We start from the raw sequence: 23,997 nt of genomic DNA on the forward strand, positions 1-23,997 counted from the left end.
TGCGGCGCCTCTGCGAGGGAGCCTCAGCGCCGCCAGCACCGGGCATCCGGCCGGAACGGCCGTGGGTGCACGCCGAGCAGGCATTCCAGCTCGGTGTTGTCGGCGACCAGATCCGAGGCCAGCCGCGCCAGCGGCCCGCGCAGGCCCGGGATCACATGGCGCGCCTGGCGCAGCAGCCACGCCGGTACGGGCAGCGGCAGGGTCGCCACCGGCAGGCTGCGCTGCACGCGGGCGAACATCTCGCCGACCGGCAACCGCTCACCACCGCCGAGCATCAGTACGCGGTTGGCGGGACGGTCGATCGCCGCCAGCGTGGCCAGCGCGATGTCGTCACCATGCACCGGCTGGCGCAGGCCACCCCCGGTGGGGCGCGGAAAGATCCGCGTACGGATGGCGCGATGGGCGAGCGGTGTCAGGCTCTTGTCGCGCCCCGCCCCGTAGATCAGCGTGGGTCGCAACACCGTCCACTCGCAGCCCAGTGACGCGCAGGCGGCGATCAGCGCCTCCTCGCCTTGCTTGAGCTGGCGCGCGATATCGCGCTCGGCCGGCACCTCAGACTCGACTTTGCTTTGCGCGCTCATCGAACTGGTGGCGACGACGCGCGGCGCACCGGCCGGCGCCGCCGCGGCGAGCCAGCGCGCGAACGGTTGCAGCGGACCGTAGCTGACGACGGCGGAAACAGGCGGCAGCGCCGGCACCGCATCGGGCAGGCCACCGCGCATCCAGCGCACGCCCTCGCTGTCGGCATGCGGCTCGCGGCTCACCGCGATCACTTGTTCGCCGCGCCCGCGCAGGCGCGGCAAAAGGAAATGGCCGATCTGGCCGCTGGCCCCGAACACCACGACGGTCATGCGCGCTCCGGTCAGCGGCCGGATTGCAGGCGGCGCGAGAGCTCGCTCACGCGCGGCAGGTAGGGCGCGAGGCGGCGCGCCTGTTCGATCGACTGCGCCGCGTTGGCCCGATCGCCGCGGCCGAGCTGCTGCTCGGCCTGGTCCAGCCAGGCATCGACCAGTCGCTCGCGCAGCACGCTTTCATTGGAATCGCCAGGCGACAGGTCGCCCAGTGCACCGAGCATCTCGCCGGCCTTGTCCAGGTCACCGCTGGCAAGGGACTGGTTGAACAGCTGCACCACCAGGTTGGGCAGGTCCTCCAGCCCCTGCAGCGCAGCCTGGTTGTTGCCGTCGATGGCCAGTGCGTTGCGGTAGAGGTCGTACGCACTCTCGCCCGGCGGCAGCATGATCTGGCCTTGCGTGGCCGCGGTGCGGGCGCGGCGCACCAGTTCGGCAACCTGCTCGATCTGGTCGGCGGTCAGCTCCGGCGGCGGGGGCGGCGGGGGCTCGGCGGTTTCGGGCGCAGGCTGCGGGGGTGCCGCGGCGCTCGGCGCCGGTGGTGTGGCCGCGGCTTGCGTGGATGCAGGCGGGTTGGCTTGCGGGACCTTGGTGTTCAGGCGCGCCCGCGCGGCGGCGAGGTCGGCGGATTTGGGCGCCAGCGCCTCGGCCTGGTCGAGCAGGCGCGAGGCCTGCTCGGTGTCGTCGGCATCGAGCGCCGCGTTGGCCTGCACCACCAGCGCCTGGGCGACCTGGCCCAGGCCGGCGCGCGCCTGCACGTTGTTGGGGTCCAGCTTGAGCGCGGCCTGGAAGTGCGCCAGCGCGGTGTCGTCGCCCGCGCCCGCGATGCGGCCGTCGCGCAGCGCCTGCTGGCCCTGCGAGATGGCCTCCAGCAGCGCGCCGTCGTCTTGATGCTGTGCCTGCGCGAGCGCGGCGCGCAGCGCCGGGAGGTCGCCGTAGCTGGGCAGCAGCGCGGCCAGTTGGTCGATGGTGGAGGCGGCGGTCGTCGCGTCGCCATGGGCCAGCGCGGCGCGCGCCTGTGCGGCCAGGCCTGCGCCCACCTGGTCCAGGCCGTGCTGCGCAACGGCGTTGTCGCGGTCGGCGGCGAGCATCTGCTGGTACAGCGCGCCGGCGCCGTCCTTGCCGGTGAGCTTGCCGGCATTGAGCGCCTGCTGCGCGCGCTCGACCAGGTCGTCGGCCGGCTGCGCGGCGCCGCGCGCCTGCTTGATCATGCGGTCGAGCCGGTCGACGTCGCTGCCGCCGCCGAGCAGTTCGCGGGCGACGGTGAGGTCTTGCTGCGCTTCGTCCAGGTGGCCGGCGCGGAACGCGGTGTCGGCACGCGAGAGCTCCGCCATGCCGACCTGGTGCAGGCCGTCGCGGGCGCGGTCGTTATCCGGTTCGAGCGCGCGCGCGCCCTGGTACAGCTCGCGCGCGCTGGTGCCGTCGGTGCCGTCCAGGTGACCGTCCTGCAGCGCCTTGTCGGCGCGGCTCAGGACGTCGTTGAGTTCCGTGCGCGGCACCATGTCGCGCAGGCTGTTCTGGTATTCGCGCATCGCCCACACGCCGGCGCCCAGGATCAGCACAACCACCAGCGCGACGACGTGCCAGGTGCGCAGGCGCACGCGCCGGTGACGCGCCGGCGGCGTGCTGCGCGGCGTGTGGAAGGAAATCGGCGGCAGGCGATCGTCCGGATCGTCCGCGCGCGGGCGCGGCGAATCCAGGTCGCCCAGATCGCCCAGCGTGGGTTCGGCGCGCCCGTCGCGGCCGTTTTGGTCTCTGCGTCCGCTCATGCTCGATCGCTGTCCTGGCAACGCATTCAGCTTAGCATCGCCCACTTCACGCGCCCGACGGTGAAGTCCGTGCATTCAGCTTGCACTGACGCGCCGCGCTTCGACCACGTTGGGCAGCGCCACCAGCTTGCCGAGCAGCGAGGACAGCTGCTCGAAATCTTTTACGCGCAGGGTGAAGCGCATCTCCACCTCGCCGGTGCGGCCTTCCAGCCGGCTCGAGGAGGCAACGATCGGCGTGCCGACGTTGCTGATCAGGTTCAGCACGTCCTTCTGCAGGCCCTTGCGGTCGAAGCCGTGCAGTTCGATGTCGACCTGGTAGGACTGAGCAGTTGCACGTCCCCATTCGACATCGATCACTCGATCCGGATCACGCCGGGCCAGCCGCGCCAGGCTGGCGCAATCGGCGCGATGCACGGACACGCCGCGCCCCTTGGTGATGAAGCCACGCACCGGATCGCCCGGCAGCGGCTGGCAGCAGCGCGCAAGCACCGTAAGCAGGTTGCCCACGCCTTCGATGCGCAGCGCGCCGTGGTCCGGTGTGGCATGGCGCGCGACCGGCGGCGCCGGCGGCGGCGCGGGCTCGACCGGGTGGGCGGCCTCCTGCAGCACGCGGGCGATCTGGCCGCCGCTGACCTCGCCCAGCGCGAGCGCGACCAGCAGTTCCTCGTGAGTCTTCAGGTGGAACTGCGCCGGCAGCTTCGAGAGATCGGCATTGGGCAGCGCGAGGCGCTTCAGCTCGCGCTCGAGCAGCGTGCGGCCGGCGGCGAGGTTGGCGTCGAAGGCGATGCGGCGGAACCACGAGCGGGCCTTCTCGCGCGCACGGCTGGTGTTGAGATAGCCATGGTGCGGCGAGAGCCAGTCGCGGCTCGGCTCGGCATTCTTCGCAGTGACGATCTCGACACGATCGCCACTGCGCGGCTGGTGGGTGAGCGGCACGATGCGCCCGTTCACCTTGGCGCCGCGGCAGCGGTGGCCGACCTCGGTGTGCACGTAGTAGGCGAAGTCGAGCACGGTGGCACCGTGCGGCAGGTCGAACACCTCGCCCTTGGGCGTCAGCAGGTAGACGCGGTCTTCCAACAGCTCGGTGCGCAGCTCCGCGGCGACTTCCTCGTCCGCGCGCGGTTCGAGCAGCTTGCGCATCCAGGCGATCTTCGCCTCGAACTCGGCATCGGCGCCGCCACCTTCCTTGTAGCGCCAGTGCGCGGCGACGCCCAGCTCGTTGTCGCGGTGCATGGCGTGGGTGCGGATCTGCACTTCCAGCGTCTTGCCCTGCGGCCCGATCACCGCGGTGTGCAGCGAGCGGTAGCCGTTGCCCTTGGGGCGGGCCAGGTAGTCGTCGAACTCGCGCGGCAGGTGCTGCCACTGCGCGTGCACCACGCCCAGCGCGGCATAGCAGTCGGCCACGCTGTCGACCAGGATGCGCACGGCGCGGATGTCGTACAGGTCGGAAAAATCCAGCCCCTTGCGATGCATCTTCTTCCAGATGGAATAGATGTGCTTCGGACGGCCGGCGAGATCGGCCTTGATCTCGGCCGCCTGCAGCGCCGCACCGAGCTCGGCCAATACCTGGGCGATGAACGCCTCGCGGTCGGCGCGGCGCTCGTCCAGCAGGCGCGCGATGCGCTTGTAGGTGTCCGGCTGCAGGTAACGGAAGGCGAGGTCCTCCAGTTCCCACTTGAGTTGCCAGATACCCAGCCGGTTGGCGAGCGGCGCGTGGATGTCGCGGGTGAGCTTCGCCAGCGCCACGCGCTCGGCTTCGGGCAGCGTCATCGCGCCGCGCATCTTGGCCAGCTGGCGCGCCAGCAGCACGAACACCACGCGCAGGTCGCGGATGATCGCCAGCAGCAGCCGGCGCAGGCCTTCATAGGTGGTGGCCTCGCGCTGCGCGTGCAGGGCCCAGACCTTCTCCGCGGCGAGCTGTCCCTCGACCAGGCGCTGCACTTCCAACGGCAGCGCGGGGGCATGGGACTGCCACGCCGGCAGATCGCGCTGCGCCAGCTCGAACCACACCGCCGCGGCCTGGGTCTGCGCGTCGCAGCCGAGCATCGCCAGCAAGTCGAGCACGTCGGCGCATTCGGCCCCGCTCGAGGGCGTGCAGACTTCCAGCGCGGCCGTCAGCAGGGGCGACGCGGACGCGCGTGCCTGCCATTGGGCCAGGCGGGTCGAGGCGGGTTGGGCGGGCTGGGACATGGGAAGGGGCATTCTAGAAGAAGGCCTGCGCCGGGGTCGCGGAGGGGAGGTCTTCCGCAAGACTTCCCCATCCGCCGTTCGGGCACCTTCCCCCGCGTGGCGGGGGAAGGATTCCGGCAAAGGGTGAGATGGGCGGCCATTGTTCCTTCCCCCGCTTGCGGGGGAAGGTGCCCGGAGGGCGGATGGGGGAAGCACGGAGCGCGCTCTTCACCCCGCTCGCGAACCGATCACCCCAACTCGATCACCCCAGCCCAATCACCCCAAGGCTTCCAGCGCCCGCGCCAGGCGCTTCGCCGAGACCGGTTCGGCGGTCTTCAGTTCCTGCGCGAACAGCGACACGCGCCATTCCTCGATCAACCAACGCAGCTCGTCGAGGTCCGCCCTGCCGCCGGCCTGGTGCCTGAGGTACTCGCGCCAGTACGGCAGCACCTGCAGCATGCGTTGCTGGTCCTTGGCCGGGTCCTGGCGCAGGCGTTCGGCACGCAGGCGCATGGCCTTCAGGTAACGCGGGTAATGAGCCAGGCGAGCATTGGGCAGTTCGCGCGAGAAGCCCGGCGCGAGCAACGCGTCGAGTTGTTCGCGCAGGTCGTCGTAGCTGGCGCGGGCGAAGCCGATCAGCGGCGGTTCCAGCCAGGGTTTGAGCTCGGCCTGCGCTTCAATGACCGGTTCGACCAGCTTCAGCCGCTCGACCGCCGCGGCGAAAACTTCGCGCGCGAGCGCGGTACGCAGGGCCTCGAAATCGCCGGCCGTGCGCGCGTCCAGATCATGCGTCGCCAGCAGGTCGGCGAAGCCGCCCTCAACCAGGTCCTCGCGCAGCGAGTCGACGCTGCCCAGCGGGGCGTATTTCAGCGACAGCGGATTGGCGATCGGCAGGCGCCGGCGAGCCTGCTTCATCTCGCTCGCCAGCGCGTTGCGCAGCAGCCGCTCGACGCCTTTGAGGTGCGCGGCACGTGCCTCGTCGCGGCGTTCGAACACGCGCAGCGCGACCGCCTCGCCCAGGTCGACCAGCGCCGGGAACGCAGTGAGGCCGCCCTCCGAGCGCACCTGCGCGGGGATCTCCTCGAAATCCCAGCGGGTGACGTCCTCGCGGGTCAGTTCCACGTCGGTCTTGCGAGAGAAGGCTTCGCGCGCCTGCGTTTCCCATTGCGCGCGCAAGTCGGCGAGGTCGCGGCCGGTGGCGAGTGTCTTGCCGCGCTCGTCGTGCAGGCGGAAGCGCATGTTCAGATGCGGCGGAAGCTCCACTGTCGCGAATTCGGCGGCGGGTGCGTCGGCGCCGGTGGCGCGCTTGAGGAACGCGGCCAGGGCGTCGACCAGCGGCTGGTCGCGCGGCGCTTCGGCTTCGACAAAGGCGCGCGCGAAGTCCGGCGCGGGCACGAAGTTGCGCCGCAGCGCCTTGGGCAAGCCGCGGATCAGCTCGGCCACCTTGTCCGCGAGCAGGCCCGGCACCAGCCACTCGCAGCGGGCGGCGGGCAGCGCGTTGAGCATCGCCAGCGGCAGTTGGAGCGTGACGCCGTCGGCCTCGTCGCCGGGGACGAAGCGGTATTCGAGCTTGTATCGCTGCGGCGCGAGGTCGAGCGTGGCGGGAAAGGCCTTCGGATCCAGCCCCCTGCCGCCGGCCATCACCTCGTCCAGTGACCAGCGCAATGCGGCCTGCTCGGCGGGACGCGCCCGGCTGTACCAGGCGTCGAGCGCGCGCGTGCTGGCGATGTCCTCGGGCAGCTTGCCCTCGAAGAACCACGCCAGCTCTTCCTCGCTGCGCAGCAGGCCTTCGCGCCGTTGCTTGGCTTCGATCTCGTGCGCCTGCGCCAGCACGCGCTGGTTGGCGCGCACGAAATCGGCGCGCGCATCGAGGTCGCCGCGCGCCAGCGCCTCGCGCAGGAAGATCGCGTGGGCGAGCGCCGGGTCCTGCTTCTGGAAGGTGACCGCGCGGCGCTCGACGAGGGTCAACCCGAACAGGCTGACCTGCTCGTACGCGACCACCGTGCCGCGCTTGCGCGACCAGTGCGCATCGCGGCAGCTGGCCTTGACCAGGTGCGCGGCCTGCTGCTCGATCCAGGCCGGCTCGACGCGGGCGCAGCTCATGCCCCACACGCGGCCGCCGACGTCCAGGATCTGCGCGGCGAAAATCCATGCCGGCGGCGCCTTGGCCAGCGCCGAGCCGGGGAACACCTGGAAGCGGCGCTCGCGGGTGGAGCGGTAGACGCCCTTTTCGTCCCTGTGGCCGACCTGGGTCGGCAGGCCGACGAGCAGCGAACGGTGAATGGCTTCGTATTGCTCGGGACTCGCTTCAGCCTCGCTCCCTCTCCCCTCCGGGGAGAGGGCTGGGGTGAGGGGCCGGGGCTCGCCCGGAGCTTTCCTTGAGCGACGGAAGCCCTGCGCTTCGCTGCGCGAAGCACGTGCTTCCTCCCGCTCTCCCGAAACCTTCCGCGAGGGTGTCCCCTCACCCCGGCCCTCTCCCCGGGGGGGAGAGGGAGCAGATCCGTCGAGCTTCCAGCCCAACTCGGCCACCACCAGCAACAACTGCCGATGCAGTTCGCGCCACTCGCGCATGCGCAGGAACGACAGGAAATGCCGCCCACACCAGTCGCGCAGCTTCGATTGCGTGAGTTCCTCGTGCGCCTTGGTGTACTCGCGCCAGAGATTGAGCACGCCGACGAAATCGGACTTCGGATCGGCAAACGCCGCATGCGCGGCATCGGCCTGCTGCCGCGCATCGGCCGGCCGTTCGCGCGGGTCCTGGATGGACAGGAACGCCACCACCACCAGCAGCTCGCGCAGGGCATGGCGTTCGTGCGCCTCGACCAGCATCCGCGCCAGCTGGACGTCGATCGGCAGCCGCGCCAGCTGGCGGCCGATCGCGGTCAGGTGGCGGCGCTCGTCGATGGCGGAGATTTCCGCCAGCCGGCGGTAACCATCGGCGACCATGCGCGGATCGGGCGCTTCGAGGAACGGGAAGTCCTCCACCTCGCCCAGCTTCAGCGAGAGCATGCGCAGGATCACGTTGGCGAGCGAGGAGCGCAACAGTTCCGGATCGGTGTAACGCGGCCGGCTTTCGAAATCCGCCTCGCCGTAGAGCCGATAGCAGATGCCCGGGCCAATACGTCCGCAGCGGCCCTTGCGCTGGTCCGCGGCGGCCTGCGACACGGGCTCCACATGCAGGCGTTCGAGCTGGCTGCGCTGGCTGTAGCGCATCACCCGCGCGCTGCCGTTGTCGACCACGTAGCGGATGCGCGGCACGGTCAGCGAGGTCTCGGCCACGTTGGTGGCCAGCACGATGCGCCGCTTCGGGCCGGGCTTGAACACGCGATCCTGGTCCGCGGCCGACAGCCGCGCGTACAGCGGCAGCACCTCGGTCTCGCGATACTGGCGGCGCGAGAGCAGCAGGTGCGCATCGCGGATCTCCCGCTCGCCGGGGAGGAACACCAGCACGTCACCCGGGCCGCCGCCCAGGCTGCGATCGGCCATGATCTCGTCGAGGACCAGGCCGAGATGTTCGGCACTGCCCTGCTGGACGCGGTCGGACGTGTCGCGGGCGTGCGGGCCGCGGTCGCGCGCGGAGTGCGTCCCGACGGCGTCCGCCGGACGCCAGCGAACCTCGACCGGATAGGCGCGCCCTTCGACCGAGACCACCGGCGCATCGTTGAAGTGTTCGGCGAAACGCGCCGTGTCGATTGTCGCCGAGGTAACGATGATCTTCAGCTCCGGCCGCTTCGCGGCGAGCCGCTTGAGGTAACCGAGCAGGAAGTCGATGTTGAGGCTGCGCTCGTGCGCCTCGTCGATGATCACCGTGTCGTAGCTCGACAACCACGGATCACCCTGGGTCTCGGCCAGCAGGATGCCGTCGGTCATGAACTTGACCAGCGTGCGCTCGGAGACCTGGTCGGTGAAGCGCACCTGGAAGCCGACCTGCTCGCCCAGCGCCGTGCCCAGCTCCTCCGCCACGCGCCGCGCGACCGACCGCGCGGCCAGGCGACGCGGCTGGGTGCAGCCGATCATGCCCGCCTCGCCGCGTCCGGCGGCAAGGCACAGCTTGGGCAACTGGGTGGTCTTGCCCGAGCCGGTCTCGCCGGCGATCACCACCACCTGGTGCTTGCGGATCAGCTCGACGATCTCGTCCGCGCGGGCGCTGATCGGCAGCGATTCGTCCAGCCGGATCGCCGGCTTGGCCGCGGCGCGCGCCTGCCGCTTAGCGGCCGAGGCGGCGATGTCGGCCGACAACGCCTCGAGCTTGCGCGCGTCCGGCTGGCGCGAGAGCCCGCGCCAGCGCCCGAGCAGGCGACCGAAGTCGCGGCTGGAAACCGTCGCAAGCGCCTCGCGCAGCGTGCGCAGTCGGGCTTCGGGGGACGTGGCGGGCGGGGTGTCGTTCATGGGACCGCACATGATAGCCGCAGGCTATGGGCCCCATCGGAACGATTCATTTCACGCCACCGGCACCACCCGGTACTGTGGATGCCGTACCCACGCACGAGGAGGGATTCCCCATGACCAACATCGGCATCGCACAGCAGGACCGCCAGACCATCGCCGAACAGCTCTCCAAGCTGCTCGCCGACACCTATTCGCTGTACCTGAAGACCCACAGCTTCCACTGGAACGTCACCGGCCCGCAGTTCAACAGCCTGCATGCCATGTTCGAGACCCAGTACAACGAACTGTGGCTGGCCGCCGACGAAATCGCCGAGCGCATCCGCACGCTGGACGTGTTTGCCCCCGGCTCGTACAGCCAGTTCGGCAAGCTCACCTCGATCAAGGAGGAAGCCGGCGTACCGGACTGGAAGGACATGGTCGGCCAGCTGGTCGAGGGCCACGAGATCGCCGCCCATACGGCGCGTGGCGCCATCAAGGTCGCCCAGGACGGCGGCGACGAAGGCACCGCCGACATGCTCACCGGGCGCCTGAAAGAGCACGAGAAGACCGCCTGGATGCTGCGCTCGCTGCTGAAGTGATCCGAATCCCGGGGCGTAGGGTGGGCTTCAGCCCACCCGCCCTGTGGCAGGGACCTTGCCCGGTGGGCTGGGGCCCACCCTACGGTCCCTGAAGGGTCTGGCGCGCAAGGCCCACCCGATGGCCTGACCTCGCGCTGACCACCCCGACCGACCTTTATTGAGCCATCTCCCCCGGATCGTTAAGCTCCGCGGGCTAACTTGGCCTCACATGGAGGCGTCCGACGGGGAACGTTTTGAGCGCCACAGCACCCACCCACGACAGCCGGTATCCGCTGCTTGCGGCCATCGCGCTCGCGCTGATCGTGGCCGCGCTCAATATCGCCCTGTGGTGGTGGAGCAACCGCCCGCACGGCCCGGAGGATTTCCACGGGCCGATCAGCGGCTACTCGGTGTCGGTGTTCCAGCGCTACCAGAACCCGCTCAAGCAGGACTTTCCTTCCGACGAGGAAATCGACGCGGACCTGAAGCTGCTGCGCCGCTACACCCCGCGCATCCGCACCTATTCGACGCTGGAGAACCCGCAGGTCTACCGCCTGGCCGAGAAGGAAGGCCTGAAGGTGATGGCCGGCGCCAACATCGATACGCGCCTGATCAACAACGAGAAGGAACTCGATGCGCTGATCGCCCTGGCGCGGCGCTACCCGGAAACCATCCACCGCGTGATCGTGGGCAACGAGGTGCTGTTCCGCGGCGACCTGACCGTGGAACAGATGGAGGAGTACCTCGACCGCGCCCGCGCGGCGATCCGCCAGCCGGTATCGATCGCCGAGCCGGACTACATCTGGCTGAAGTACCCGGAGCTGGCCGATCACGTCGACTTCGTCACCATCCACCTGTTCCCGTTCTGGAACGGCGTGGCGCGCAAGGACGCGGTCGACGCGGCGCTGGGCGCCTACGACAACATCGTCCAGCACTACCCGGACAAGCCGGTGGTGGTGGGCGAGATCGGCTGGCCATCGAACGGCGACCGCCACGAGTACGCCGACCCGTCGGTTTCCAACGAGGCGATCTTCATCCGCGACTGGCTCAATGCGGCCAAGGCGCGAAACATCGACTACTACCTGCTGGAAGCGTTCGACCAGCCGTGGAAGGAGAACCTGGGCGAAGGCCGCACCGGCGCCTACTGGGGCACATTCAATGCCGACCGGCAGCTGAAGTTCCCGTTCACCGGCCCGGTCACCGAGGACACCGCCTGGCCCTGGAAGGCGCTGGCCGCCAGCCTGCTCGCGCTGATCCCGATGATCTGGTTCGCGCGCAAGTTCAAGCGCTTCAAGCTGGTGGGACGGCTGTTCTTCTGCCTGCTGATCCAGCTCGCCTGCGGCCTGATCGTCTGGTCGGCCACCCTGCCCTTCAACTTCTACCTGAGCTGGATCGACTGGACCATGCTGGTCCTGTTGTTCCCGGCGCAGGTGGCGATCCTGGCGATCCTGCTGATCAACGGCTTCGAGTTCACCGAAGTGCTGTGGCGACGCCGCTGGCAGCGCCACGCCGCGATGCTCAAGCCCGACCGGCCGGAAAAGCAGCCGTTCGTCTCCATCCACCTGGCCTGCTACAACGAGCCGCCGGAGATGGTGATCGCCACGCTCGATTCGCTGGCCGCGCTGGACTACGACAACTTCGAAGTCCTGGTGATCGACAACAACACCAAGAACCCGGACGTGTGGAAGCCGGTACAGGCCTACTGCGAAGGCCTGGGCAAGCGCTTCCGCTTCTTCCACCTGGAACCGTGGCCGGGCTTCAAGGCCGGCGCGCTCAACTTTGGCCTGAAGGAAACCGATCCGCGCGCCGACGTGGTGGCGGTGATCGACGCCGACTACGTCGTGCGCGAGGACTGGCTGTCCACCCTCACCGGCTATTTCCACGACCCGAAGGTGGCGGTGGTGCAGTGCCCGCAGGCCCACCGCGACTTCGAGCACAACCGTTTCCGTCGCATGACCGCGTGGGAGTTCGACGGCTTCTTCCGCATCGGCATGCACCACCGCAACGAGCGCAACGCGATCATCCAGCACGGCACTATGACCATGGTCCGCCGCAGCGCGCTGGAAGGCACCGGCGGCTGGTCGGAATGGACCATCTGCGAGGACGCCGAGCTCGGCCTGCGTCTGATGCACGCCGGCTACGAGCTGGTCTACGTCGACGAGCTGATGGGCAAGGGCCTTACCCCCGCCGACTTCAAGGCGTACAAGAGCCAGCGCTACCGCTGGGCGTTCGGCGCCATGCAGATTCTCAAGGGCCGCTGGGACTGGATGACCAAGCGCGGCCCGCTCTCGATGGGCCAGCGCTTCCACTTCCTCACCGGCTGGTTCAGCTGGTTTGCCGATGCGCTGCATCTGATCTTTACCCTGATGGCGATCTACTGGACCGCCGGCATGGTCGCCTACCCGCAGCTGTTCAGCCTGCCGATGCAGCTGTTCCTGATCCCGGTGATCGGGTTCTTCTTCGCCAAGGCGATCTTCGGCATCGTGCTCTACCGGGCGCGCGTGCCCTGTGGCTGGTACGACACGCTGATGGCCTCGGTCGCCAGCATGGGCCTGTCGCATGCGATCGCGCGCGGCATCCTGCATGGCCTGACCCGCGAGAAGACCGCGTTCGTGGTGACCGCCAAGAGCCGCCGCCTGGGCGAGTCGGGCTTCGCCGCCTTCGCACCGGTGCGCGAGGAACTGCTGATGGCCTGCGCACTGGTGATGTGCATCATCGGCATGGGGGTGTCCTTCGGCACGCGCTATATCGAAGGCACGTTGTGGATGTTCATCCTGGCGGCGCAGTCGATCCCGTATTTCTCGGCGGTGGTGGGCGCGTGGATCGCGCACAAGGCGGGCGACAAGGTGGGCTGATTCCGCCCACGGCGTTGCGTTTCGCGGAGGCTCTGGATGTTTATCCCACGGCAACATCGCCGTGGTTAAGCTGGAGCGCCCCGCAGGCCTCCGCACAGGGACGTCCCCGACCACATGCGCCGCCTCCGACGCCTCATCGCCCTGCTCCTGCTCCTGCTGCTGCCGCTGGTGGCGCACGCGGGCGTGCGGCTGACCGTCAAGGGCGTGGACGACCCGCTCAAGTCCGCCGTGCAGGCGGGGCTGACGCTGTCGCAGTACGCCAACCGGCCGGTCAGCGAGGCGCAGATCCGGCGCCTGTACGAGGACGCCCCCGACGAGGTGCGCGAGGCGCTGGAGCCCTACGGCTACTACGAAGCCAGCGTGCAAGGTTCGTTGACGCGTGCCGGCGCGGACGACTGGCAGGTCACGCTGACGGTGAAGCCGGGCGAACCGGTGCGCATCACCGAAGTGCACGTGAAGCTCGACGAGGCGGCCCTGACGATTCCCGCGATCCGTCGGGCCGAGCGTGCGGTGGCGCGGCTCAAGGGTGACGTGCTCGACCATGGGGCCTATGACAAAGCACGCGACGACGTCAGTGGCGCGCTGACCGCCAACGGTTTTCTCGGCGCGAAGCTGCTTACGCACCAGGTGCGCGTGACACGGGCCGATCACAGTGCGGTGGTCGACCTGGCCTGGCAGGCCGGTCCGCGCTACCGCTTCGGCAAGGTGGCCTTCCAGGATTCGCAGTTCGAGCCGGGCTTCCTCGATCGCTTCGTGCCGTTCGACCGCGGCGACTATTTCGACCAGGCCGACCTGCTGCGCCTGCAGCAGGCACTCAACGGTGCGGACTATTTCTCCGTGGTCAACGTGCGCCCGGACGTGGACGACGCCAGCCGCACCGTGGATGTCGATGTCGAGCTGCAACCGGCCAAGCGCAGCGTGTACACCGGCGGCCCATTTTTCGGTACCGACACCGGCGCCGGCATCCGCCTCGGGCTGGAGCGGCGCTGGGTCAACAGCCGTGGCCACAAGTGGAAGAACGAGCTGGTGGCCGCGCAGCGACTGAAGACGCTGTCCTCGCTGTACATGATCCCGTTGCCCGGTGGCGACCAGCGCAGCCTCAACTTCGGCGTCAACTTCCGCGACGCCGACACCGCCACGTCGCAATCGCGCACGTTGGAGCTGGTCGGCAACCACACCGACCTGTGGCATGGCTGGACGCGCACCGTGGGCGCCCATGCCCTGATCGGCACCTTCACCGTCGGCAAGCGCGGCAACGAGGCGGACGATGCGCCCGGCATCGAACGCGGCCGGAGCAAGCTGGTGTTCGCCGAGGCCTCGCTGTCGAAGAAGCACGGCGACAACCCGACCTTCGTGCGGCACGGCTGGTCGCTCAGCGTGTACGCACGCAGCACCGCCGGCTCGCTGCTGTCGGACACCCGCTTCAGCCAGCTCGCGGCCGACGCCAAGTGGATCAATGCGTTCACCCGGCGCGACCGACTGATCCTGCGGGCCAGCGCGGGCATCACCTCTACCGGCGATTTCAGCGCACTGCCGCCGCAGTTGCGCTTCTTCGCCGGCGGCGACCGCTCGGTGCGCGGTTATGGCTATCAGGCGATCGGTCCACGCAACAGCTTCGATCGGGTGATCGGCGGTCGCAACCTGCTGGTGGCCAGTACGGAGGTGGAGCATTACTTCACGCGCAACTGGGGCATGGCCGCGTTCGTCGATGCGGGCAATGCATTCAACGGCACGGACTACCGTCCGCGCATCGGTGCCGGCCTGGGCGTGCGCTGGCTTTCGCCGGTGGGCATGATCCGCGTGGACGTGGGTACGCCGATCCATGACGACCATGCGCACGGGATCCAGTTGCACGTGGTGATAGGGCCGGATCTGTGATGCACACGCACCACCCCCACGCCTTGCGCGCCATCGATCCTTCCCCCGCACGCGGGGGAAGGTGCCCGGAGGGCGGGTGGTGGAAACCTGCGGGAACGCCTCGCGTAGTGGATTTTTTGCTCCGTAGCGCCGGAGCCCCCCTTCCGCCTGTCGGCACCTTCCCCCGCAGGCGGGGGAAGGATTCGGTCACGTGGGGCTGTCGCAAAGGGGGGATGCGCGCATGAAGTGGCTCAAGCGCATCGGCATCGCCGTGCTGGTCCTGCTCCTGCTGCTGGCGCTGGGCCTGTGGTGGCTGCTCGGCACCAGCGCCGGCCTGCGCTTCGCGCTCGAGCGCGCCAGCGGCTTCACCGGCGGCGCACTCAGCGTGCAGCAATCCAGCGGCACCCTCGCCGGTCCGCTGCAGCTCAAGGGCCTGCGCTACACCGACGGCAAGGGCCTGGACGTCCACGTGGCCAGCGCCAGGCTGGACGTGCGCCTCTGGCCGCTGCTCGGCAAGCAACTGCACGTCGACAGGCTGGACGTGCAGGGTGTCGATGTCGTGCTACCGCCACCCACGCCGGACGCACCGGGCAGCGGCCCGCTGTCACTCAGTCCGCCGCTGGCGATCCAGATCGACCAGGCGCACGTGGCCGACCTGGCGATCCACCAGAACAAGCAGCCGCTGTTCACCGCCGACACGCTGGACCTCGCCGGGCAATGGAACGCGCAAGGCATCGCCATCCGCACGTTGCGCCTGCGCTCGCCGCAGGGTCGCGCGGACGTGGACGGCACGCTGGCCATCGGCGATACCTGGCAGGGCCACGGCCAGGCCAGCTTCGCCTGGACCGTCGGCGACACCACCTACGCCGGCCAGTTGCAGGCGCAAAGCGACGGCGCCCGCGCGCGACTCGCACTGGCGCTCAGCCAGCCGATGGCGGCGCAGCTGCAGGTCCAGCTCGAACAGGGCGGCGCCTGGCCCTGGACCGCCTCGCTAAAAGCACCGCGCTTCGACCCCGCGCCCCTGCTTGGCGAGGGCACGCTGCAGAGCCTGGCGCTCGACCTGACCGGCAAGGGCAACCGCCGCGGCGGCACGCTCACCGGCGCCGTCGACCTCAATCAGTGGCGCCTGCAACTGGCCCCGCTGCAGGCACGGCTGAGCGACGACCTCAACCGCCTCACGCTGGACACGCTCACCCTCACCTCGCCGCAGATCAAGGGAAAACTGCAGGCGCACGGACAGATCCAGCTTGACGCCGCGCCGCCCGCCGGCACGCTGCAGCTTTCCTGGCAGGAGCTGGAACTTCCCGCCGAGCTGGCAGGCCAGCCGCTGGCCAGCCACGGCCGGTTGGATGTGCGTGGCAGTACGGCGCAGTTCCACGCACAGGGCGACATCGCCATCGGCCCGCCCGGCAAGCTCGCGCAGTTGGCCGTGAACGTCGACGGCACGCCGCAGCAACTGGCCTTGAACACGCTGGATGTCCGGCAGCCACAAGGCCACCTGCACGCGCAGGGCACGCTCACCCTGCAGCCGGTGTTCGGCTGGGAGCTGGTGGCCGAGGCCCAGGACTTCGATCCAGGCCAGCTCTTCGCCGGCTGGAACGGCGCGCTGGACGCGCAACTGACGACCCGCGGCACCCTGCCCTCGGGCCATCCCGATGCAACGCTGGACCTCGCCCGCCTCGACGGCCGCCTGCGCGGCCGCCCGGTGCGCGGCCAGGGCCGGTTGCATCTGTCGCCCAACGAAGTGGTGGACGGCACGCTGTCGCTCGCCTCCGGCCACAGCACGCTGTCGGTCGAGGGCAAGCCCGGCCCACGCAACGACGTGAGGGTGCGGGCAACCATCGCCACGCTGGCCGACTGGCTGCGCGATGCCGGCGGCCGGCTCGAAGCGGACGCGCACGTCACCGGCCTGTCGCCCGCGCTGGGCGTCGACGCCGAAATCCATGGCAGCACGATCGCCTACGGCACCCAGCGGATCGGCCGGCTCGACGTGCAGGCACACGTGCCGGACATCAGCAGCCCCAGCGGCAACATCGACCTCGACGCCCGCGACGCCTGGCTCGGCGGCCTGGCCTTCGACACGCTGGCGCTGCACGCCGACGGCACCGAGGCGGCGCACAAGCTCACGCTCGACGCCAACGGCCGCCAGCTCTCTGCCCGGCTCGCCCTGCACGGCAGCCTCAAGCAGCTTCACTGGAAAGGCACCCTCGACACGCTGAACCTGCAGCCGCAGGGCCTGCCGCACTGGCGGCTGCAGGAGCCGGCCACGCTGGATTACGCCGATGGCGCGCTGGCGCTCTCGCCGCTGTGCCTCACCGCAGGCGACCCGCTGCTGTGCGTGCAGGGCAAGCAGGACAAGGCCGGCAACCTCGCCGCCAGCTACCGCCTGCGCGCGCTGCCGCTGGCGCTGCTGCTCAACGCCGCCGGCTACGCGGACCTGCCCATGCGCGCCGACGGCGAACTGCATGGCGAAGGTACGCTCAAGCGCAGCGCCACCGGCGCCCTGAGCGGCAAGGCCACGCTCGCCTCCGACCAGGGCTCGGTCACCTACACCCAGCAGGCGCAACGCCCGTTGCTGGCGTGGCGCGACCTCACGGTCAACGCCGACCTCAGCCCCAGCCACCAGCAACTGGAAGCGCACGCCGCTCTCAACGCGAATGGCCGTCTGGACGGCCGCCTGACCATCGATGGCGACGCGCAGGCGCTCGGCGGCCAGCTCACCGTCAACCTCGACAGCCTCGCCCCGCTGGAGCTCCTCACCAGCGAAGTCGCCAACGTGCAGGGCCACCTCGACGGCCGCTTCGGCTTTGCCGGCACGCTGGCGCAACCGGCAGTGACCGGCCAGGCCTCCGTGGACGGCTTCGCCGCCGAGGTGCCCGCGCTGGGCCTCAAGCTCACCGACGGCGCGGTAGTGCTGCGCGCCCCCGACGCGCAACACGTGGAGCTGGACGGCCACGTGCGCTCGGGCAAGGGCACGCTGGAGATCGGCGGCAGCTACGGGCTCACCGCGCAGGTGCCCAGCGCGATCACGCTCACCGGCCAGGACGTCACCGTGGCCGACATCCCGGCGGCACACGTGGTGCTTACCCCCGACCTGCGCGTGCAGCGCGACGTCCAGGGGGTACACGTCACCGGCGCGGTCGCGCTGGACAGCGCCGATGTGAACCTGAACCGCCTGCCGGGCGGCGGCGCGACCAAGGCCTCGCCCGACGTCGTGGTCGTCGACGAAAAGGCGCAGGAAGAAGCCGCCGCGCGGTTGCCCATCTATGCGCGCGTGAAAGTCGACCTCGGCCGCAAGACCCACCTGACCGGCAAGGGCCTGGACGGCAAACTCACCGGCACCCTCACGGTGATCGAGGAGCCCGGCCGCGCCACCCGCGGCCAGGGCCAGATCGCGGTGAGCGGAACCTACAAGGCCTACGGCCAGGACCTGCACATCGAGTCGGGCAAGCTGCTGTTCGCCGGCACGCCGATCGACAACCCCGGCCTGAACCTGCGCGCGGTGCGCAGCCTCAACCCAAACGCCACCATCGACGAAGGCCAGGAGGTGGGCCTGCTGATCACCGGCACGGCACAGCGGCCGATCCTCACGGTGTTCTCCAATCCGCCGATGGAGCAGTCCGACGCGCTGTCCTACCTGATCACCGGCAAGCCGCTGTCGCAGGTCAGCGGCGGCGAAGGCGACATGGTCGGCGCCGCCGCCCAGGCGCTGGGTTCGGCGGCCGGCGACCTGCTCGCCAAGAGCATCGGCAGCCGGCTGGGCATTGACGAGATCGGCGTATCGAGCAACGAGGCGCTCGGCGGCGAGTCGGCCTTCACCGTCGGCAAATACCTTTCGCCGCGGTTGTACCTGAGCTACGGCGTGGGACTTTTCGAGCCCGGCCAGGTGATCACCCTGCGCTACCGGCTCAGCCAGCGCTGGAACCTCGAAGTACAGAACGCCACCGAGTTCAGTCGGGCCAGCCTGAACTACCGGCTGGAGCGCTGAACCAAGGTCCAGGAGCAAACCTGTGCGCGACCGGGATGCATGGCGGTCGCGCACAGGTGCGCTCCTACTAAGGAACGCAGCGCAGCTTGCGGGCTCACCAGCCTCGCCCTCTTCGCCGAAAACGCCCCGCCCCAAGCGCCGCGGACGCGCGCGCCATGACGCGCGAATCGCCACCCCGCCGACCGCACAACCACCCGCCTGGCCGCGCCTGTAGTTCTTTCTCCGAGCCTCGCCTTTTTTCAGCATGCGCTCGGCGCTGAGCAGCGAAATCCGCGGCGTTGCGCCATCGAGCTTCTGGCATCGCTGATGCAATCCCTTGGGTGCCCGGCACCTAGGGCCGGGTGTTCAACCACGGAGATGACCATGACTCGGCAACAGTCCTCCACCCATGACCAGGGCAACAAGAAAGCCGCCAGTGCTTCGGCATCGCGCGCAAGCGGTCGTGGCAGCGCCACCGTGCGCGAGGCCGGCCACAAAGGCGGCCAGCGCGTGCGCGAACTGGTCAACGAAGGCCGCCAGGCCGAGCAGCGCGGACGGCACTGAGGACGGGTAACGGTCACCACGATCCATCACTGGAGCCAACAGATGAGCCAGAAACAGCAAAACGATCGCGGCCAGCAGCACTCGAAGCAGGCCCAGGGCAGCGGCAAGGGCGACATGACCGTCCGCGAGGCCGGTCAGATGGGTGGCCACAAGGGCGGCCAGCGCGAACGCGAGCTGGTCGAGAAGGGCCATGAGGCCGAGGACCGTGGCGGCCGCCGTCACTGATCCGCGTGCATAGCGACCGCAGCAACTTTTCCTTCCCCACCACGGAGACAAAACCATGAAGAACCAGCACAGCGACAAGGGCGACATGACCGTCCGCGAAGCCGGCCAGAAGGGCGGCGAGATCCGCAAGGAACAGCTTGGCCCCGAGGGCTACTCGGCCATCGGCAAGAAGGGTGGCGAAGCGCGCAAGGAAGAGCTGGGACCCGAGGGCTACTCGGAGCTCGGCACCAAGGGCGGCCATCGCGTCCGCGACCTGATCAACAAGGGCAAGCAGAGCGAGGGGGACTGACGACACAGGCAGGCGCCCCACGCACGCGCGCGAGGCAGGCAGTTCTTTCCACGGCAAGCGCAAATTACATGCGCTGCCCGCTGCCCCCCGACCGCCAACCGGCGTGGTTCGGCGCCTTGCGCACTGGCATACGGGTTGCAACGCATGCCTCGCCCGTCTGACGGGCTCCCCTGATAACCCGGAGATACAACCATGGCAAACAACGATCGCAACAACCAGACCCCGTCCAACGCCAGTGGCAGCGGCGACATGAGCGTGCGCGAAGCCGGCCAGAAGGGCGGCGAGATCCGCAAGGAGCAGCTGGGCCCCGAGGGCTATTCGGACCTCGGCCACCAGGGCGTCGAAGCGCTGCGCGAGCAGCGTGGCCCGAACGCGATGAGCGAGATCGGCCGCGAAGGCGGCGAGACCCGCAAGCAGCAGCTGGGTCCGGAAGGCTATTCCGAACTCGGCCAGAAGGGCGGCGAGCGCGTACGCGACCTGATCAACAAGGGCAAAGAGTCCGAGGGCGGCGAGTAATCGCGGAGGTTGACCATGACACGAGGTTTAGGAGGCAACTCGCCGGCCAACGTGCAGAAGTACCTGTCCGGCGTGAACTACCCGGCCGAAAAGCAGGATCTCGTCGAAGCCGCGCGCCGCAATGACGCCCCCGACGAGGTGATGCAGACCATCCGCAAGCTGCCCGAAGACCACTACGGCGGCCCGCAAGACGTGATGAAGGGCTACGGCGAGATCGAGTAGCCCCGAAGCAGAGGAGACAAGCATGAGCAAACAGACCCACGACAAGGGCGACATGACCGTCCGCGAAGCCGGCCACAAGGGCGGCGAGGCCCGCAAGGACGAATTGGGCCACGAGGGTTACCAGAAACTCGGCGAGAAAGGCGGCCAGCGCGTGAGCGAACTGGTCGACGAAGGCAAGCAGTCCGAGCGCAAGAACCACTGAGCCCGAGCGGGGCTCACTTCTACCACTGCCAACTGAGAGGTACGAACCATGGCAAGCAACAAGAACACCGGTGACATGAGCGTTCGCGAAGCCGGCCAGAAGGGCGGCGAGATCCGCAAGGAACAGCTCGGCCCCGAGGGCTACTCGGAGATGGGCAAGAAGGGCGGCGAAACCCGCAAGGAACAGCTCGGTCCGGAAGGCTATTCGGCGCTCGGCAAGAAGGGCGGCGAAGCACGCAAGGAAGAACTGGGCCCCGAAGGCTATTCGGAGCTTGGCACCAAGGGCGGCCATCGCGTGCGCGACCTGGTGAACAAGGGCAAGGAGTCCGAAGGCTAGTAACGCCTCGCGGCCGGCGGGCGGCCTTGCGCCGCCCGGCCCGCCATGGCGGCGATACGGCGGGTGTGCGCACACCCGCCAGCCCCGCCACCACGCATCGTCCGCCAGCGGGCTCCGGTCGAACCGACAGGAACCCACTGGCGGACGATGCGTTTGGGAGGCATGGGTTTGCTGCCTTTCAGAGACATCCCCTGGGTCCGCGCCAGGAGCGCCCCCATCCGCCTGTCGGCACCTTCCCCGCGTTCGCGGGGGAAGGCCCGGCAGGGAGTCCCCCGCGCGCTGCCACACCAGGGCACAAGACTCGCCACACGTCCTTCCCCCGCGCGCGGGGGAAGGTGCCCGAAGGGCGGATGGGGGAAGCCTTGCGGGAAACCTGCACTAGAGTCGCGCCAAGAGCACACGCCCCGCCCAACCAGGGATGCGAGAGCGCGTGATCGAAAAATCCCGCCCGGCCGTTCGCCCTGAGCGCCGGCCGACGGCCGAAGGCCGAAGTTGCAGGGCCCACCCGCTCAGGCGACCCCGAGGCCCTCGATCCCGCTGATCGCTCCGCCGTCGAACCCGGCCAGCTCGGCAAAACGCCGACCCCGCTCGGCGTAGTCATGGAACTGGTCGAAACTCGGCGCGCCTGGCGACAGCAATACGACCCCGCCGGTGGGTGTCAGCGCCCTCGCCTTCTCCACCGCCTCGGCCAGCGTCGCCACAAGCGCGACCTCGCCCAGCGCCTGCGCCTCCCGCAGCGCCGCCGCAATGCGCGGCCCGTTGGCGCCCTGCGCCACGATCGCCAGCCCGGCCTGGTCGCCCACCGCCTCGACGAACGCGGACCAATCGAGCCCGCGGTCGTGCCCGCCGACGATCACCGTGACCTGCCGGCCTTCCAGGCTCGCCAGCGCCGCCAGCGTGGCCTGCGGCGTGGTGCTGATCGAGTCGTTGATCCAGGCAAGGCCCGCGCGCTCGCCCAGCGGCTGCAGGCGATGCGGCAAGGCATGGAAGTGCGCGAGCGCCGGGACCGCAGCGCGCGCGTCATGGCCCATCGCCTCCAGCGCGGCGAGCGCGGCGCAGGCGTTGAGCGCGTTGTGCTCGCCCGGCACCGGCAGCCCGCTCGCGGCGAAGAGGCGCTCGTCGGCACGGCGGATCCAGCCGTCGCGCACATGCCAGCCCTCGGCCAAGCCGAACAGCACGCGCCGCGGGTGCGCCGCCGTGCGTTCGAGCAGCGTCTCCTGCATGCCGCTGACCAGCAGCGTGCGCGCCGCCTGCGCGAGCTTGAGCTTGTCGGCGACGTAGCGCTCGCGCGAGCCGTGCCAGTCCAGGTGCTCCTCGTAGAGGCTGGTGATCACGCCCAGCGGCAAGGGCCCGGCCTCGCCGGTCTGGAAGCTGGACAGCTCCACCGCCCACAGTTCCGCCTGCGCATCGAGCAGTTCCAGCAGCGGCAGACCGATGTTGCCCGCAAGCGCCGTGCGCACGCCCAGGCTTCGGGCCAGGTGTGCGATCAGCGCGGTGGTGGTGCTCTTGCCCTTGGTGCCGGTGACGGCGACCACCGGCGCCTGCGGCTGCTCGGCAAACCACAGCGCGGTGCCGGAAGTGAAACGCGTCCCGCTGGCCTGCGCGCCGAGCAGCGCCGGCTTGTAGGCGGAAATGCCCGGCGACTTCACCACCACGTCGAAGCCGCCCAGCGCGACGGCGTCGGGCTCTTCGGCGCGCACCAGCAGGGCGGGATCGAACGCATGTGCCGCGGCCACTTCGGCGGCAGTGCAGAACAGCGTCAGCCGTAACTGTGGCAGGCGCGCACGCAGGGCCGCGATCGCTGCCCGGCCCTCGCGACCGAAGCCCCAGATGGCGACGCGCTGCCCGGCCAGATCGGCGATGCGCATCAGCCGATCGCCTGCAAGGCCGGTTGCAGCCGGGCCGGCACGCGGTGTTCGTCCGAAGGCAGCAACCAGGGCTCGATGGCCAGTTGCGAGCGGTCCAGCTGCGGCAGGATCTCGCGGATAAAGCGTGCGACCAGCGCGTCCTCCTGCCATTCCGAGCGCTGGCTCAGCGCATACATCGCGGCGCGTGCCTCGGCACCCTCGCCCACGCATTCGAACGGTTTGTGGTCCTGGTATTCGAGCAGCGCATCGAAGCCCGCGGCCTGGGTCTCGTCGTCCAGCAGGTTGCGCCCGAAAATCGAGAGCAGCCGCGGCTTGGGCAGGAACGGCGCCAGCGCCAGGAACACGAAATGGCACTTCGGGCACTGCCCGCACCAGCGGTCGGCCGGCTTGGGGCCGAGGATGCGGAAGTTGCGGTTGCAACTGGAGAACGCGTCGAAGTACGGCGTGAGGCGCGCGAAGGCGCGGGTGATCGCCAGCTCCGAATACGGGCGCAGCAGCGAGCAGTAGTCCAGGTCGGCGGCGACGTGCGTGTGCAGCCAGTCCGACAGCATGGCCTCGAAGGCGAAGCCCTTGCTCCACTGGTGGTTCACCTGCTGGCCTTCGTACTCCAGCGTGGCGGCCGAGGCGGACCGTTCGTTGGCGAAGGCGATCGAGTCATAGCCGTAGAGGATCGCCGCGAGCGCCAGGATGGCGGAGTTCACCGCGGTCACCGGGATGTGGCCGTTCCAGGCGCCAAGGCGATTGAGCTCGAACAGCACGGGCGAAAGCTCGCGCTGGATGTTGAGCGTCGGCAACCCGGTGCGTTCGGCGCAGGCGGCAATCAGCGGGGAGTTGCCGATCCACACGGCGGTGGCCGCACCTCCGATCGACTTGATGGCCTCCACGGCGACCAGCGAGTCCTTGCCGCCGCCGATGGGGACCAGGGTGCGCCTGGGGAGATCCAGGACGGGGGCCTCCGGCAAGCGCGGCCCCTCGCCCCGGGCGGGAGAGGGCGCACTGGCGCGCGGGAACGCGATGCGCCCGCGCAGATCCAGCCCGTTGCGGTAGGCGAACTCGGCCAGACCGTGAAGGTACAGCGCGTCGGCCAGATCGGCCGTGGCCTCATCCAGCGGTTCGACGTCGATCTTCGGCGGCACGCCGGCCTTGTAGTAGCTCACGCCGGCGACCAGGTGCAGCAGCTTCAGCGCGGCGTCGAAAGCGTGCTGGCGCTCGGCCGGCAACGCGGGCGCATCCGGGAAGCGGATGCGCTCGACCATCTCGTCGCCCTGGTCGAAGGCGTAAGCCAGTTCGGCGACGCCGTGGGCGTAGGTGGCGCGCACGAAGCGGAAGCTGTGAGTCAGTCGGGGGTTGATAGTCGTCATTCG

Annotated in this window: 17 protein-coding genes; 11 read left to right on the plus strand and 6 right to left on the minus strand. The window is 69.6% G+C overall.

Annotated elements, in window-relative coordinates:
- Nucleotides 1-23: 23 nt before the first annotated feature.
- The 4 genes from ACFWZ3_RS13345 to hrpA form a co-directional block, all read right to left on the minus strand.
- Nucleotides 24-851, minus strand: a complete 828-nt coding sequence (locus tag ACFWZ3_RS13345; protein WP_439708204.1) for an NAD-dependent epimerase/dehydratase family protein — start codon at nt 849-851, stop codon at nt 24-26.
- An 11-nt stretch (nt 852-862) separates the two neighbouring features.
- The gene (locus ACFWZ3_RS13350) at nt 863-2,617 is read right to left on the minus strand and encodes a hypothetical protein (RefSeq protein ID WP_439708205.1); all 1,755 of its coding nucleotides are present in this window, start codon (nt 2,615-2,617) and stop codon (nt 863-865) included.
- A gap of 75 nt (nt 2,618-2,692) precedes the next feature.
- Nucleotides 2,693-4,807, minus strand: a complete 2,115-nt coding sequence (locus ACFWZ3_RS13355; protein WP_439708206.1) for a RelA/SpoT family protein — start codon at nt 4,805-4,807, stop codon at nt 2,693-2,695.
- Nucleotides 4,808-5,062: 255 nt separating this feature from the next.
- Complete coding sequence (hrpA, locus tag ACFWZ3_RS13360) at nt 5,063-9,175, minus strand: ATP-dependent RNA helicase HrpA (RefSeq protein WP_439708207.1); 4,113 nt, start codon at nt 9,173-9,175, stop codon at nt 5,063-5,065.
- Between the two features lie 113 nt (nt 9,176-9,288).
- Between hrpA and ACFWZ3_RS13365 the strand changes: the two genes are divergently transcribed.
- The 11 genes from ACFWZ3_RS13365 to ACFWZ3_RS13415 all read left to right on the plus strand — a co-directional run bounded on the left by ACFWZ3_RS13365 (nt 9,289) and on the right by ACFWZ3_RS13415 (nt 20,765).
- Nucleotides 9,289-9,753, plus strand: a complete 465-nt coding sequence (locus tag ACFWZ3_RS13365) for a Dps family protein (protein ID WP_439708208.1) — start codon at nt 9,289-9,291, stop codon at nt 9,751-9,753.
- 233 nt (nt 9,754-9,986) lie between these two features.
- Nucleotides 9,987-12,587: a glycosyltransferase family 2 protein gene (locus ACFWZ3_RS13370; RefSeq protein WP_439708209.1), complete on the plus strand. Its 2,601-nt coding sequence runs from the start codon at nt 9,987-9,989 to the stop codon at nt 12,585-12,587.
- 114 nt (nt 12,588-12,701) lie between these two features.
- Nucleotides 12,702-14,465: an autotransporter assembly complex protein TamA gene (locus ACFWZ3_RS13375; RefSeq protein ID WP_439708210.1), complete on the plus strand. Its 1,764-nt coding sequence runs from the start codon at nt 12,702-12,704 to the stop codon at nt 14,463-14,465.
- 220 nt (nt 14,466-14,685) lie between these two features.
- A complete protein-coding gene (locus ACFWZ3_RS13380; RefSeq protein ID WP_439708211.1) occupies nt 14,686-18,432 on the plus strand; it encodes a translocation/assembly module TamB domain-containing protein in 3,747 nt (1,248 codons plus the stop codon).
- Nucleotides 18,433-18,795: 363 nt separating this feature from the next.
- Nucleotides 18,796-18,975, plus strand: a complete 180-nt coding sequence (locus tag ACFWZ3_RS13385) for a hypothetical protein (protein ID WP_439708212.1) — start codon at nt 18,796-18,798, stop codon at nt 18,973-18,975.
- A 42-nt stretch (nt 18,976-19,017) separates the two neighbouring features.
- Nucleotides 19,018-19,200 carry a hypothetical protein gene (locus ACFWZ3_RS13390; protein WP_439700048.1) on the plus strand — a complete coding sequence of 61 codons (183 nt, stop codon included), beginning with the start codon at nt 19,018-19,020 and terminating at the stop codon, nt 19,198-19,200.
- Between the two features lie 55 nt (nt 19,201-19,255).
- Nucleotides 19,256-19,489 (plus strand): KGG domain-containing protein, encoded by a 234-nt coding sequence (locus ACFWZ3_RS13395; RefSeq protein WP_245187929.1) that lies wholly within the window; start codon nt 19,256-19,258, stop codon nt 19,487-19,489.
- A gap of 192 nt (nt 19,490-19,681) precedes the next feature.
- The gene (locus ACFWZ3_RS13400) at nt 19,682-20,005 is read left to right on the plus strand and encodes a hypothetical protein (RefSeq protein ID WP_439708213.1); all 324 of its coding nucleotides are present in this window, start codon (nt 19,682-19,684) and stop codon (nt 20,003-20,005) included.
- A gap of 15 nt (nt 20,006-20,020) precedes the next feature.
- On the plus strand, nt 20,021-20,227 hold the full coding sequence (locus tag ACFWZ3_RS13405; protein ID WP_301143854.1) for a DUF2795 domain-containing protein: 207 nt from the start codon (nt 20,021-20,023) through the stop codon (nt 20,225-20,227).
- Between the two features lie 22 nt (nt 20,228-20,249).
- On the plus strand, nt 20,250-20,429 hold the full coding sequence (locus ACFWZ3_RS13410; protein ID WP_439708214.1) for a hypothetical protein: 180 nt from the start codon (nt 20,250-20,252) through the stop codon (nt 20,427-20,429).
- A 48-nt stretch (nt 20,430-20,477) separates the two neighbouring features.
- Entirely contained in the window at nt 20,478-20,765 is a 288-nt protein-coding gene (locus ACFWZ3_RS13415; protein WP_209616755.1) for a KGG domain-containing protein, read from the plus strand.
- Nucleotides 20,766-21,274: 509 nt separating this feature from the next.
- Here the strand turns inward: ACFWZ3_RS13415 and murD are convergent.
- On the minus strand, nt 21,275-22,633 hold the full coding sequence (gene murD / locus ACFWZ3_RS13420; RefSeq protein WP_439708215.1) for a UDP-N-acetylmuramoyl-L-alanine--D-glutamate ligase: 1,359 nt from the start codon (nt 22,631-22,633) through the stop codon (nt 21,275-21,277).
- On the minus strand, nt 22,633-23,994 hold the full coding sequence (gene murL, locus ACFWZ3_RS13425) for a UDP-N-acetyl-alpha-D-muramoyl-L-alanyl-L-glutamate epimerase (RefSeq protein WP_439708216.1): 1,362 nt from the start codon (nt 23,992-23,994) through the stop codon (nt 22,633-22,635). Before murL ends, murD begins: the two co-directional genes overlap by 1 nt.
- Between the last annotated feature and the right edge of the window lie 3 nt (nt 23,995-23,997).

Origin of the sequence: Frateuria sp. GZRR35 (assembly GCF_051900415.1) — a bacterium.
Taxonomy (GTDB): Bacteria; Pseudomonadota; Gammaproteobacteria; order Xanthomonadales; family Rhodanobacteraceae; genus Frateuria_A.

Excerpts from the sequence above, each read along its gene's own strand:
- ACFWZ3_RS13345 (WP_439708204.1), bottom strand. The coding sequence starts at position 851 with ATGACCGTCGTGGTGTTCGGGGCCAGCGGCCAGATCGGCCATTTCCTT.
- ACFWZ3_RS13350 (WP_439708205.1), bottom strand. The coding sequence starts at position 2,617 with ATGAGCGGACGCAGAGACCAAAACGGCCGCGACGGGCGCGCCGAACCC.
- ACFWZ3_RS13355 (WP_439708206.1), bottom strand. The coding sequence starts at position 4,807 with ATGTCCCAGCCCGCCCAACCCGCCTCGACCCGCCTGGCCCAATGGCAG.
- hrpA (WP_439708207.1), bottom strand. The coding sequence starts at position 9,175 with ATGAACGACACCCCGCCCGCCACGTCCCCCGAAGCCCGACTGCGCACG.
- ACFWZ3_RS13365 (WP_439708208.1), top strand. The coding sequence starts at position 9,289 with ATGACCAACATCGGCATCGCACAGCAGGACCGCCAGACCATCGCCGAA.
- ACFWZ3_RS13375 (WP_439708210.1), top strand. The coding sequence starts at position 12,702 with ATGCGCCGCCTCCGACGCCTCATCGCCCTGCTCCTGCTCCTGCTGCTG.
- ACFWZ3_RS13380 (WP_439708211.1), top strand. The coding sequence starts at position 14,686 with ATGAAGTGGCTCAAGCGCATCGGCATCGCCGTGCTGGTCCTGCTCCTG.
- ACFWZ3_RS13385 (WP_439708212.1), top strand. The coding sequence starts at position 18,796 with ATGACTCGGCAACAGTCCTCCACCCATGACCAGGGCAACAAGAAAGCC.
- ACFWZ3_RS13390 (WP_439700048.1), top strand. The coding sequence starts at position 19,018 with ATGAGCCAGAAACAGCAAAACGATCGCGGCCAGCAGCACTCGAAGCAG.
- ACFWZ3_RS13395 (WP_245187929.1), top strand. The coding sequence starts at position 19,256 with ATGAAGAACCAGCACAGCGACAAGGGCGACATGACCGTCCGCGAAGCC.
- ACFWZ3_RS13400 (WP_439708213.1), top strand. The coding sequence starts at position 19,682 with ATGGCAAACAACGATCGCAACAACCAGACCCCGTCCAACGCCAGTGGC.
- ACFWZ3_RS13405 (WP_301143854.1), top strand. The coding sequence starts at position 20,021 with ATGACACGAGGTTTAGGAGGCAACTCGCCGGCCAACGTGCAGAAGTAC.
- ACFWZ3_RS13410 (WP_439708214.1), top strand. The coding sequence starts at position 20,250 with ATGAGCAAACAGACCCACGACAAGGGCGACATGACCGTCCGCGAAGCC.
- ACFWZ3_RS13415 (WP_209616755.1), top strand. The coding sequence starts at position 20,478 with ATGGCAAGCAACAAGAACACCGGTGACATGAGCGTTCGCGAAGCCGGC.
- murD (WP_439708215.1), bottom strand. The coding sequence starts at position 22,633 with ATGCGCATCGCCGATCTGGCCGGGCAGCGCGTCGCCATCTGGGGCTTC.
- murL (WP_439708216.1), bottom strand. The coding sequence starts at position 23,994 with ATGACGACTATCAACCCCCGACTGACTCACAGCTTCCGCTTCGTGCGC.